At 63.2% G+C, this 465-nt stretch carries 1 protein-coding gene; it reads right to left on the minus strand.

Annotation, left to right across the window (positions count from 1 at the left end; all coding sequences use genetic code 11):
• The coding region (locus SB751_RS28195) for an IS66 family transposase (protein WP_410748809.1) at positions 1-465 on the minus strand (465 nt) is incomplete at both ends.

The following is a 465-nucleotide window of genomic DNA, read 5'->3' on the forward strand; positions in this document are numbered from 1 at the left end:
GTTCTTCTGGCCCTTGAGCGCGTCCGTAAACAGCCTCCTCGCGTGCGCCAGGCATCCGAGGTGCATCGCCGTCTTGATCGTGCGCCAGGCAGGCCAACCGTCCGTCATCAGCGTGCCGGCGTAGTCGCCGGGGAAGGCACGCGGATGTTCCCCACCGCGCCCAGGTTGATACTCGAACAACACGACCGGCTGCTCGCTGTCCGCTGCGCTCCTGTAGACCCACATGTACGACGTGTCCTGTGCCTTTCGATCCTTTTCCTTGAGCACCTGGACCGTGGTCTCATCGCCGTGGATCAACCACTGGCTTCGCAGAATCTGCTTGAGCGCATCGTAAATCCGCGCGTAGTGCAGCTCGGCCGGGCGGATGATCCAGTTCGCCAGCGTGCCGCGGCTGACTGCAATGTTCGAGCGCGCGAGCACATCCTCCATTCGATACAGCGGTGTGCCGTCGACGTACTTGCCGGC

It is taken from the genome of Cupriavidus sp. SIMBA_020 (assembly GCF_046535395.1).
GTDB lineage: Bacteria > Pseudomonadota > Gammaproteobacteria > Burkholderiales > Burkholderiaceae > Cupriavidus > Cupriavidus campinensis.